The following is a 10,520-nucleotide window of genomic DNA, read 5'->3' on the forward strand; positions in this document are numbered from 1 at the left end:
CGTCAGGATTCACTCGTCGCGTGCTGCGACACGTTGAGCAGGATGCCGAGGCCGATCAGGTTGACCAGCATCGAGGACCCGCCTGCGCTGACGAACGGCAGCGGCAACCCCTTGGTCGGCAGCAGCCCGAGCACCACGCTGATGTTGATCAGGCCCTGCACGGCCATCATCGCCGTCAGCCCGATGGCCAGGAACGCGCCGAAGCTGTCCTGGGCGTTGGCGGCGATGCGCAGGCCGCGCCAGGCGATGACGATCAGCGCGAGCAGCACGGCCACCGCGCCGACCAGGCCGAGTTCCTCGGCGATGACGGCGTAGATGAAGTCGGTCTGCGGCTCCGGCAGGAACCGGAGCTTCTGCACGCCCTCCATCAGGCCGCGACCGAAGTACCCGCCCGTGCCGACCGCGATCAGCGACTGGATGATCTGGAAGCCGCTTCCAAGCGGATCGGCCCAGGGGTCGAGAAAGGCCGTCAGGCGCAGTCGGCGGTACTCGCTGTTCCACACCAGCACGTACAGGGTGGGCACGGCCACCAGCGCCGAGAGGCCGAGATACTGCAGGCTGAGTCCGCCGGCGAACAGCATCGTGAAGGCGACGATGGCGATGGAGACCGTGGTGCCGAGGTCCGGCTGATAGAGGATGAGCATCGCCAGCACGCCCAGCACGCAGCCGACCGGCAGGAGCACGCTCCTGAAGTCGTTGATGCGGTCCAGACGCTGACTGAGCAGCTTGGCCACGAAGAGGATGACGGCCAGCTTGGCGAACTCCGACGGCTGGATGCCGATGCCGCCGACGCCGAGCCAGCGCACCGCGCCCTTGACGTCGTGTCCGGTGCCGAACAGCTTCATCAGGGCGAGCAGCACGAGCGCGGCGAAGACGCCGCCGAGCGCGGTGTTGATCACCGTGGGGTGCTGCCACGCCCGGTAGTCCACCCGCATCACCACGACCATGAGCAGCGACCCGACCAGGACCCAGGTCGCCTGCCGTGCCATCAGCTGGACGGAGATCGACGTGGCGTCCATGGCCTTGCCGGCCAGGGCGCTGTAGACCATCACGACGCTGACGCAGACGAGGAAGAAGGCGGCTCCGAAGAGCCACTTGTCCGACTTCAACTTGCGAGCCATGACCCTCCCCCTCTAAAGACGCAGCGCGCTGCGCCCGAAACGATGGGGTGCGGAACGACCAGTGACCAGTCAGCAGCCATCAGCAGACGTACGGGCCGAGACACCGACCTCGCAGACCGGGGCAGCCTGCGTTCCCAGCGGCCAGCTCTTGACCGCGTCTCGCCTGCTGATGACTGCTCACTGTTCACCCGTTCCGCACCTCCGCCTGGCCAGCGGCCGCCGCGAGGCGGGCCACGATGGCCTTGAACGCGCGACCACGATCGGCGTAGTCGCGAAACATGTCGAAACTGGCGCACGCCGGCGCCAGCAGCACCACACCACCCTCGCGGCGCTGCGCCAGACCCTCGGCGACGGCGTCCTCGAGCGAGGCGGCACGCGCCACCGGCACGAAGGCCGCCAGCGCTTCCGCCACCAGCGGCGCAGCCTCACCCATCGCGATGACGGACCCGCCACGGGCCTGCAGCGGCGGGCCGAGGCGCGCGAAGTCGCCGCCCTTGTACACGCCACCGACAATCGCGGTGACCGGTCCATCGAACGCCTCGACCGCCATCGTGGCGGCCTCGACGTTGGTGGCCTTCGAGTCGTTGTAGAGCCTCGTCCGGCCGACCGTCGCCACGTACTCCAGCGCATGCTCGAGACCGGTGAAGCCTTCGACCGCGCGGGTCATGGCCTCGCTTGACACACCGGCCAGATCCGCCACGGCACACGCCGCCATCACGTTGCCGAGCATGTGCCGGCCGGTCAGCCTGACGGCCGACACGGGCACCAGCGGCTCGATGCGCCCCGGCGTCTGACGGCGCGCGATGACATCCCCTGCAAGGCCGACGCCGTCCTCGACGGCGAGGTCGGCGCCGAACGTCACGATCTGCGCCCCCCGGGCAGCCGCGAAGCCGCGGATGCGCGCGTCGTGTGCCGGCACCACCGCCCAGTCACTCGGTGTCTGGTTCTCGAAGACGCGAGCCTTGGCCTGCTCGTAGACCGCCTCGGTGCCATGGCGGTCGAGGTGATCGGGCGAGAAGTTCAACCACACCGCGACGTGCGGGTGATAGCGGGCGATCGTCTCCAGCTGGAAGGAGCTGGTCTCGACGATGTGCCAGGTGTCTGGCGTTGCGGCCTCGACCTGTGCCGACAGCGGCACGCCGATGTTGCCGCCGACGAGCACGGGGCGGCCCGCCGCCTCCAGCATCCGTCCCACCAGCGTCGTCGTCGTCGACTTGCCCTTCGATCCCGTGATGGCGACGACCGGGCCGGCGAGAAACGACGAGGCGAACTCGAGCTCGCCGATCACCGTGATGCCACGGGCGCGCGCCGCCTGGAGTGGCTGCGCATCGGCCGGCACACCGGGGCTGACGATCACCAGTGCGGCCTCGCGCGGCACGTCGTCGGGCATGGCGCCGAGGTGCAGGCGGACACCGAGCGCCAGCAGTTCGTCGCGCTCGGCGAGATCGGCCTTGGTATCGATCAGCGTCACCTGTCCGCCTCGCTGCACCACGAGACGACTGGCCGCCAGGCCGCTCCGGCCGCCGCCGACCACCGCCACGTGGCGCCCCGAGACGTCGTAGGGAGTCGTCGTCATCGGAGCTTCAACGTGGTGAGGCTGAACAACGCGCACACGATCGCGATGATCAGGAAACGGGTGATGACCTTCGGCTCGCTCCAGCCACTGAGCTCGAAGTGGTGATGCAGCGGCGCCATCCGGAACACGCGCTTGCCGCGCAACTTGAAGGACGCCACCTGGATCACCACCGAGGCCGCCTCGACGACGAACACGCCGCCGACGATGACCAGCAGGAGTTCCTGCTTGATCAGCAGCGCGACCGTGCCGATGGCGCCACCGAGCGCGAGCGACCCGACGTCGCCCATGAAGATCTCGGCCGGGTACGAGTTGAACCAGAGGAAACCGAGACTGGCGCCGACCAGCGCACCGCAGAAGATGGTGAGCTCGCCCGCCGGCGGAAAGCGCACCAGCAGCAGGTACTCGGCCAGGACGGCGTGGCCGGTCACGTAGGCCAGCGCCGTGAACGCGGCCGCCGCGACGGCGAAGGTGCTGATGGCCAGCCCGTCGAGCCCGTCGGTCAGGTTCACCGCGTTGGACCACGCCACCAGCACGAAGCCGGCGAACGCCACGTAGAAGTAGCCGAGGTCGGGGATCAGATCCTTGAAGAAGGGAAAGATCAGCCGCGTGTTGTAGAGGCCCTTGTTCGCGAGCACGAGCAACACGACGCCGACCGTCACGGCCACGACGATCTGGCCGCCCATCTTGTAGCGCGGCAGCAGGCCGTGGTGGTTGCGCCGCGTGATCTTCAGGTAGTCGTCGGCAAAGCCGATGGCGCCGAAGGCCAGCGTCGCGAGCACGGCGATCCAGATGTAGGCGTTGGTGAGGTCGGCCCACAGCAGCGTCGGGATGATGGCCGCGGCCAGGATCAGCAGGCCGCCCATCGTCGGCGTGCCGGCCTTGGGCCGGTGGCTCTCCGGACCTTCATGGCGGATGACCTGCCCGATCTGGAACTCGCGCAGCTTGCGGATCAGCACGCCGCCGAACGCCAGGCTGATGATCAGCGCGGTGATGCTCGCCGCCGCGGTCCTGAACGTGATGTAGCGGGTGACGTTCAGGAACGAGAAGGTGTCGTGGAAGCGGAACAGGAGGTGGTACAGCATCAGCGTGCCCCCTCCGTCAGTGCCGCGACGACGGCTTCCATGCGGATGCCGCGCGATCCCTTGACGAGGACGGCATCACCGGGGCGCACGAGGCTGCGGGCCAGGGCTGCGGCCGCCGCGCTGTCGGCGACGTGGTGCACGATTCGCACTCCGCCTGCGCTGGCCGCATCGGCCAGGGCCCGCGCCGGCGAACCGCCGACGGCCACGACGAGCGCGACACCGAGTTCGGCCGCCACCGTGCCGCACTGCGCGTGATAGCGGTCGCTGAAGTCGCCGAGCTCGAGCATCTCGCCGAGCAGAACCACGTGACGGCCGGGCGCCGCCGCGAGCGTCTGCAGCGCCTTGATGAGTGCCGAGGGACTCGAGTTGTAGGCGTCGTCGACGACGACCCAGCCGCCAGGTGCGCGGACCACCTCGCCACGATGTGCCGCGGGGGCGAGGTCCGCGATGCCGGCGACGATGTCGTCGGCAGCCAGCCCGGCGTGCAGCGCCACGGCCGACGCGGCCGCGATGTTGGCCAGATTGGCCGTGCCGAGCAGGCGCGTCTCCACGGCATGCACGTCGCCGCGCAGCGACAGCCGGGCGGACGTGCCGTCCAGGCCGCGCGACTGGACGTCGGTGACGGCGACGTCGGCCGCCACGTCGACGCCGAACGTGATGACCTGCCCCGGGAAGCCACCGGTGCGGGCAGCGACCCGCGGGTCGCCCGCGTTGGCGATGAAGACGTCGGTGCTCGTCGCGCCCTCGAGAATCTCCTGCTTGGCGATGGCGATGTCGTCCACCGACGAGAAGAACCCGAGGTGTGCCTCGCCGACGTTGGTCCAGACCCGCACGCCGGGCTCGGCGATCGACACCAGGCGGCTGATCTCGCCGAAGCCGCTCATGCCGAGTTCCATCACCGCGAACTGTGGCGCGGAGTGCAGCTCGAACAGCGACAGCGGCAGGCCGATGTGGTTGTTCAGGTTGCCGCGATTGCGGAAGGTGGTGAAGCGGCGCGCGAGCAGCGTCGCCGTGATCTCCTTGGTCGTCGTCTTGCCCGCGCTGCCGGTGATCGCCACGACCGTGGACCCCGATCGACGACGAATGACACGCGCCGCCTCCTGCAGGCCGCGCAGCGTGTCCTCGACGACGATGACCGGCAGATGCGTGGCCGTCACGGCCGCGGGGTCGCTCACGACGACGCCGGCGGCGCCGCGCGCAATGGCCTCGGCCACGAACGCGTGGCCGTCGAAGCGCGGTCCGCGGATGGCCACGTACAGATCGCCCGGGACGAGGGTCCGCGTGTCGATGGACACCGTGGTCAGCGGCTGGGTCTCGGCGCCATAGCCGAGCACACCGCCGAAGGCGTCGGCCATCTCGCGCGCCGTCAGGGCGAACGGCTGACCGCTCACCGCATACCCCCACGACGGCGCAGGGCCGCCCGCGCCACGGCGCCGTCCTCGAAGGGCAGGACGCGATCGCCGATGGTCTGCGTGGACTCGTGGCCCTTGCCGGCAATCAGCACCAGATCGCCGGGCATGGCCTCCACGACGGCCTTGGTGATGGCCTCTTCGCGGTCGACGATGGCGCGCCACGGCGTCGACTGGACGGCGGCCACGGTCTGGCCCGCGTGCCTGGTCGGCCGCTCGGGCTGCACGAGGCCACGCTTGATGTCCTCGATGATCGCCGCCGGATCCTCGGAGCGCGGGTTGTCGGACGTGAGGATGACGAGATCGCTGAGGCGCGCCGCGACCGCGCCCATCAGAGGACGCTTGGACCGATCGCGATCGCCGCCGCAGCCGAACACCGTGACGATGCGCTGGGGGGCCAGCGCACGGGCCGTCTCCAGCAGGTTCTTCAGCGCATCGTCGGTGTGGGCGTAGTCGACGATGACGCTGACGTCGTCTTTCGGGCCGGAGACCAGCTCGAAGCGGCCGGGCACCGCCGGCACGTCCGCGAGGCCGGCTTCAATCGACGCCAGCGGCACGTCGAGCCCGATGCAGGCCGCGATGACGCCCAGGGCGTTGTACGCGTTGGGCCGGCCGGGCAGGCGGGTCCGCAGCCGCATCGGTCCGGCCGGCGTCCGCAGGTGCGCGTCGATGCCGTCCAGCGTCAGCGACAGCGAGGTCGGCGACACATCGGCCTCGCGCGTCAGCGCGTAGCCCACCGGTCGACGCACGACGCCGAGCAGGCGTTCGCCACGCGGGTCATCGAGATTGATCGCCGCCGGCGCGTCGGGCGGCAGCATCTCGAACAGTCGACGCTTGGCGGCGAAGTACGCCTCCATGTCGCCGTGGTAGTCGAGGTGATCGCGGGTCAGGTTGGTGAAGATCGCCGCCCCGAAGTGCGTGAAGGTGACACGCTCCAGGTCGAGGGCATGCGACGACACCTCCATCGCACAGGCGCGGCACCCGGCGTCGACCATCTCGCGCAGCAGCCCCTGCAGGTCCGGCGCCTCCGGCGTGGTGCGGGCCGACGGACGTTCGTCGCTGCCGACGCGGTAGCCGGTGGTGCCGATGCGCCCGCTCGTCCAGCCGCAGGCGTTGAAGACCGCTTCGAGCAGATAGGTCGACGTCGTCTTGCCGTTGGTGCCGGTGACGCCTACCAGGGTCAGCGCCCGACTCGGATGCCCGTGGTACACGACGGCACACGCCGCCAGCGCCACGCGTCCCTGCCCGGCGACGATCCACGGTACGCCGGCCGTCGCCTCACCCGGGCTGTCGGCGACGATCGCGATGGCCCCCCGCTCGACCGCCTGGGCGGCGTACGTCGCGCCGTCGCGCTGCGCCCCGCGCAACGCGACGAAGATGGCCCCGGGCACGACCTGGCGCGAGTCGTACGCGATGGCCGTCACCTCACGCGCAGCGACGGCGCCGAGGTCCGGCACCTGCAGCGGCGTGAGGCGTGCGACCTCCGCGACGATCTCGGCGAGGGGACGTGCGGCCATCAGCGCTCGTCCTCCACGACTGGTTCGGCGTCGACCGGGAAACGCGACAGTTCGAGGAGGCAGACGCCGCCGTCACCGACCGGCATGCCCGCGGCCACGCTCTGTCGGGCGACGAACGAGCCCGTGCCGTGCAGCCGCGCTTCCCACCCGAGTTCCACGAGCGTGCGGACGGCCGCGCGGGCGCTGAGGCCCGACAGGTCCGGCATCTCGGTGCGACTGCCGGCGGCGATGCGCGGCCCGGAGCGGGCGTCGACCCGCGCCGGCGCGATGCTCGGCCCGTCGCTGCCGCGCGCCACGACGATGGGCGGCTGCCGGTCGACGTTGGGCGCGATGGCCAGGTGGCGCAGGGCCGCATCGGCGATGCGCTGGAAGACCGGCGCGGCGACGGCACCGCCGAAGTACCCCTTCCGCTTCGGCGCGTCGATGACGACGATCATCGCCACGGCGGGGTTGCGCGACGGGAAGAACCCGGCCGTCGACGCCATGTACTCCATGAGGTAGCCGCGGCCGCCTTCGTTCAGCTTGCGCGCGGTGCCCGTCTTGGCGGCAATCGTGTAGCCCTGGATGCGGGCCGACTTGGCGGTGCCCTCCTCGACGACCGACTCCATCATCGTGGTGAGCCGCGCCGAGGTGCGCGCCGAGATGGCGCGCCGCACGACTTCCCGGTGGCTCTCCTTGCGCACGCCGCCCGAGATCGTCGCCCGGACGATGCGGGGCTTGAGCAGTTCGCCGCCGTTGGCCACGGCGCTGATCGCGGCGGCCATCTGCAGTGGCGTCACCGCCACGGTGTAGCCGATGGCGATACGCGCGAGATCGTGCTCCTTGATGCTCTTGATCGGCTTGAGCATGCCGCCGCTCTCGGCCGGGAAGTCGCGACCGGTCCGCACGCCGAAGCCGAAGCGGCGGACGTAGCGCATCAGCTTCTCCGTGCCGAGCCGGTTGACGGCCACGCGAGCCGTGCCGCAGTTGCTCGACTTGGCGAACACCTTCTCGAAGGACACGACGCCGACCTGATGGACGTCGGTGATCGCCTTGGCCGAGCCGAATCGGCACGGCATGGTCGCATCGACGATGTCGGTGGGCTTGATGACGTTCTCTTCGAGGGCCGCCGCGGCCGTGATCGTCTTGAAGGTGGAGCCCGGCTCGTAGATCGACTCGACGGCGCGATTGACGCGCGAGTCGCGATCGACCGTGCTCGAGTCGTTGGGATTGAAGTGCGGCTCGCTGACGAGCGCGAGAATCTCGCCCGTGTGCGGGTCCATCATCACCACGGTGCCGCCGATGGCGCCGTGTTCCTCCACCGCGGCCCGCAGCTCGCGCTCGGCGATGTGCTGCAGCTGGGCGTCGATCGTCAGCTCGATGGTCACACCCGCCGTCGGCGCCTGACGCAGGCTGCCCGCCAGCGTGTTCTGGTTGGCGTCCTTCTGGACGATGAGCGTGCCGCCGGTGCCGGTGACCAGCTTGTTGTGGACGAGCTCGAGGCCGCTGACGCCGGAGTTCTTGGCGTTGACCGAGCCGAGCAGCGGGCCGGCGAGATCGCGATTCGGGTAGTAGCGGCGGCTCTCCTTCATGAAGCCGACGCCGGCCAGCTTCATGGCGGCGACGCGCTGGGCCTGGGCCGGCGTGGCGCGCTTGCGGATATAGACGAAGTCCAGCTTGCCCTGCAGGCGCTTCTCGATGGTCTCGCGCGCGTCCTCGGTGCAGCGGACGAGCGTGCCGCAGACGCGTTCGGCGAGGCCAGCGGCATCCTCGAGGTCGCGGGTGATGAACCTGAGCGAGCCGGTCCGGCCGCCCTTGCCGCGGTCGACGACGAAGCCGTCCTGCTTGAGGTCCACGATGCGGTCGGCTTCCTCCGGCGACAGCGTGCTCAGCACGGTCGTGGTGCCGCGGCGGCTGTCGAGACGCTGCACGAGCGACTTGCGCTCTTCGCCGTCGCAGTCCTCGAGCGCATCGCACAACGTGCTGGCGAGCGCCTCGGGGTCGTCGACGTCGCTCGGCACGGCGTAGATCACGTCGCCGTCGACGCTGGACGCGAGCACCCGACCGGAGCGGTCGAGGATGCGACCGCGGCGGGGATTGAGCTCGATCGTCTGGTTCTGCTGACTCTCGGCCCGGGCCACCAGGGCCTTGTGCTGCACCACCTGCAGCACGACGAGCCTGGCACAGATCCCGAGCGCCCACAGCACGAGGAGCACCGCGACGAAGGCCAGGCGCGGCCGCACCGTCACCCGCCAGTCGCCCGGGACGGCGGCCTGCTCCTGGTCGGCACGCTGCGCGTCACGGACGACCCGCGCGTTGTTGAGGGCCGCGGCGCTGGAGTCCAGCCCGGACAGCAGATCGGTGGCGTCCTTCCCGTGCCGACTCACCGCTGCGCCACCACTGCGCTGGTCGGCGACGATGTCACGGTGACGCGCTCGATCACCGCGGAGGTCTCGCGCGTCGGCGGCTTCATGCCGAGCTGGTGCGTGGCGATCGCCTCGACACGAGCCGGCCCCTCGAGAAAGACCTTCTCGAGGGCGAGGTGACGACGCTCTTCCAGCAGGCCGGACTGGCGCTCGGTGAGATCGAACTCCACCTTGCCGAGCCGACGCGCGTCGAGATGCTGCCAGGCCGCGAACATGACGGCCACCAGCACGCAAGCACCACCGATCACCGTGCGAACCAGCTCGCGCTGGCGCGCCACGTCGAGTTCGCGCTGGATGGGCTGGTTCTGGACCCGCTTGCGAAGACCGTAGTCGGGTTCCACGTCAGGCCAGCCTTTCGGCGACGCGCAGCTTGGCGCTGCGCGCACGGGGGTTCTGCGCGATCTCCTCGTCGGAGGCTTCGAGCGGACGACGGGTGACCAGACTGATCAGCGGCGCGTCGGCCTGCGCGAGGGCGCGGAACGTGTGCTTGACGATCCGGTCCTCGAGCGAGTGGAACGCGATGATGGCGAGCCGCGCGCCGGCGAGCAGGCGACTGACGGCCAGGCGGATGAAGTCCTCGAGGCCCTCGAGCTCGCGATTGACCCAGATCCGCAGGGCCTGGAACGTGCGCGTCGCCGGGTCGATGCGCTGCCAGCCCCGCGTGGGGACGGCGCGGCGCACGATGGCGGCGAGCTGGCCGGTGGTCTCGATCGGCCCGGTCTCCCGGGCACGGACGATGCCGCGCGCGATGCGGCGCGAGAAGCGCTCCTCGCCGTACTGGTAGATGATGTCGGCGAGCGCCGTCTCCTCGACGGTCTGGAGCAGCGCCGCGGCGGTCAGGCCGCTGTCGCGATCCATCCGCATGTCGAGCGGCGCGTCGGCGCGAAAACTGAATCCCCGCGCGGCATCGTCCAACTGCATGGAGGAGACGCCGAGGTCGGCGAGGATGCCGCCGTCGACCAGCGGGATGCCGCGGGCGTCGAGGACCGCACCGAGGGAGCGGTAGTCGGCGTGGACCATGTCGACGCGGTCGAGACGGTCGTGCAGCGACTCGGCAGCGAGCGCCAGCGCCGAGCGGTCGCGATCGAACCCGAGGACTCGGCTGGCGCCGGCCTCCAGCAGGGCGCGGGTGTGCCCGCCCGCACCCAGGGTGCAGTCGACGAACAGGCCCCCGCGAGCGGGTGCCAGCTGGCTGATGACCTCCGCGACTAGTACCGGTGCGTGCATGACGCTGTCAGATCCCCAGGGCGGCGAGGTCGGCGAGATGGGTGTCGTTCAATCCGTCGGACAGAACCTTGGACCGGAGGCGGTCGCTGTTCCACACGTCGAGGCAGTTCTGGAGGCCGAGCACGTCCACGTCGGCGGACGCCCCGGCAGCTTCGCGGAGATGAGGAGGGATGACCACGCGTC

At 70.3% G+C, this 10,520-nt stretch carries 9 protein-coding genes; all 9 read right to left on the bottom strand.

What is annotated here, in order from left to right:
* Window positions 1-2 precede the first annotated feature (2 nt).
* The 9 genes from ftsW to Q0C41_RS31450 all read right to left on the bottom strand — a co-directional run bounded on the left by ftsW (window position 3) and on the right by Q0C41_RS31450 (window position 10,515).
* Window positions 3-1,121, bottom strand: a complete 1,119-nt coding sequence (gene ftsW, locus Q0C41_RS16805; protein WP_291985477.1) for a putative lipid II flippase FtsW — start codon at window positions 1,119-1,121, stop codon at window positions 3-5.
* 184 nt (window positions 1,122-1,305) lie between these two features.
* Window positions 1,306-2,697 carry a UDP-N-acetylmuramoyl-L-alanine--D-glutamate ligase gene (murD, locus tag Q0C41_RS16810; RefSeq protein ID WP_291985479.1) on the bottom strand — a complete coding sequence of 464 codons (1,392 nt, stop codon included), beginning with the start codon at window positions 2,695-2,697 and terminating at the stop codon, window positions 1,306-1,308.
* Entirely contained in the window at window positions 2,694-3,779 is a 1,086-nt protein-coding gene (gene mraY, locus Q0C41_RS16815; protein WP_291985481.1) for a phospho-N-acetylmuramoyl-pentapeptide-transferase, read from the bottom strand. Before mraY ends, murD begins: the two co-directional genes overlap by 4 nt.
* Complete coding sequence (gene murF / locus Q0C41_RS16820; RefSeq protein ID WP_291985483.1) at window positions 3,779-5,170, bottom strand: UDP-N-acetylmuramoyl-tripeptide--D-alanyl-D-alanine ligase; 1,392 nt, start codon at window positions 5,168-5,170, stop codon at window positions 3,779-3,781. The genes mraY and murF overlap by 1 nt, the downstream gene beginning before the upstream one ends.
* On the bottom strand, window positions 5,167-6,705 hold the full coding sequence (locus Q0C41_RS16825) for a UDP-N-acetylmuramoyl-L-alanyl-D-glutamate--2,6-diaminopimelate ligase (protein ID WP_291985485.1): 1,539 nt from the start codon (window positions 6,703-6,705) through the stop codon (window positions 5,167-5,169). The genes murF and Q0C41_RS16825 overlap by 4 nt, the downstream gene beginning before the upstream one ends.
* Window positions 6,705-9,071, bottom strand: a complete 2,367-nt coding sequence (locus Q0C41_RS16830) for a penicillin-binding protein (protein ID WP_291985487.1) — start codon at window positions 9,069-9,071, stop codon at window positions 6,705-6,707. Before Q0C41_RS16830 ends, Q0C41_RS16825 begins: the two co-directional genes overlap by 1 nt.
* The gene (locus Q0C41_RS16835) at window positions 9,068-9,451 is read right to left on the bottom strand and encodes a cell division protein FtsL (protein ID WP_291985489.1); all 384 of its coding nucleotides are present in this window, start codon (window positions 9,449-9,451) and stop codon (window positions 9,068-9,070) included. The genes Q0C41_RS16830 and Q0C41_RS16835 overlap by 4 nt, the downstream gene beginning before the upstream one ends.
* A 1-nt stretch (window position 9,452) precedes the next feature.
* Window positions 9,453-10,337, bottom strand: coding sequence for a 16S rRNA (cytosine(1402)-N(4))-methyltransferase RsmH (gene rsmH / locus Q0C41_RS16840; protein WP_291985491.1), 885 nt, complete (start codon window positions 10,335-10,337; stop codon window positions 9,453-9,455).
* Window positions 10,338-10,344: 7 nt separating this feature from the next.
* A complete protein-coding gene (locus tag Q0C41_RS31450; protein WP_367079233.1) occupies window positions 10,345-10,515 on the bottom strand; it encodes a hypothetical protein in 171 nt (56 codons plus the stop codon).
* Between the last annotated feature and the right edge of the window lie 5 nt (window positions 10,516-10,520).

It is taken from the genome of Luteitalea sp. (assembly GCF_022842525.1).
Taxonomy (GTDB): Bacteria; Acidobacteriota; Vicinamibacteria; order Vicinamibacterales; family Vicinamibacteraceae; genus Luteitalea.

Coding starts and splice junctions, on each gene's coding strand:
- ftsW (WP_291985477.1), bottom strand. CDS start 1,121: ATGGCTCGCAAGTTGAAGTCGGACAAGTGGCTCTTCGGAGCCGCCTTC.
- Q0C41_RS16825 (WP_291985485.1), bottom strand. CDS start 6,705: ATGGCCGCACGTCCCCTCGCCGAGATCGTCGCGGAGGTCGCACGCCTC.
- rsmH (WP_291985491.1), bottom strand. CDS start 10,337: ATGCACGCACCGGTACTAGTCGCGGAGGTCATCAGCCAGCTGGCACCC.
- mraY (WP_291985481.1), bottom strand. CDS start 3,779: ATGCTGTACCACCTCCTGTTCCGCTTCCACGACACCTTCTCGTTCCTG.
- murD (WP_291985479.1), bottom strand. CDS start 2,697: ATGACGACGACTCCCTACGACGTCTCGGGGCGCCACGTGGCGGTGGTC.